Source organism: Alcanivorax sp. HI0044 (assembly GCF_001634945.1).
The window spans coordinates 1-615 of sequence record NZ_LWEZ01001589.1 but is presented as its reverse complement, the minus strand read 5'-3'; the positions used below and the strand labels follow the sequence as shown (position 1 = coordinate 615).

The 615-nt window shown below is 60.0% G+C and carries 1 pseudogene; it reads right to left on the bottom strand.

Going from position 1 to position 615, the window contains the following annotated elements:
• Positions 1-615 (bottom strand): annotated as a pseudogene (locus tag A3730_RS24075) (3-oxoadipyl-CoA thiolase); the annotation flags it as partial.

Here is a 615-nt window from a genome sequence, read left to right as displayed (position 1 = left end):
AATGATGCCACCCTCAACGATAGCAGGCAGTTTTGCCAATTTTTCAGCAGTGGTGCCAGCACGGGGATGCTCATCGTCTGCCACCGTCAGCGGCTCTTTCTTGCGGCCTTGGGGAACAATGACCGGCAGGATCTCCTTCTGATAGAAACCGCGCTCTCTGGCTGCCTCATAACGCTGCTGGGAGCGTGCCGCAAAGGCATCCGCTTCCTCGCGGCTAATGCCCAGATCGTCCGCCACGTTCTGGGCGGTTTCCGGCATGGTATCGGCACCGAACTGGTTGAGGATTTTCGGGTTGGGGAAACGGGCACCAATAGTACTGTCGAAAATCGTCATGTCGCGGCTGAACGCTTTTTCCGCCTTGGCCATGACGAAGGGCGCGCGGCTCATGGATTCCGTGCCACCGGCAACGATCAAATCACCTTCACCCACGGAAACCATGCGCGCGGCATCCAGCGTTGCCGCCAGGCCACTGCCGCACAAGCGGTTAACGGTGATTCCGGCCACGGATTCCGGCAGCCCTGCCAGCAACCCGGCATGGCGGGCCACGTTACGGGCATCTTCACCGGCCTGGTTGGTATTGCCGATCACCACGTCTTCGTAGCGAGACAGCTCGAA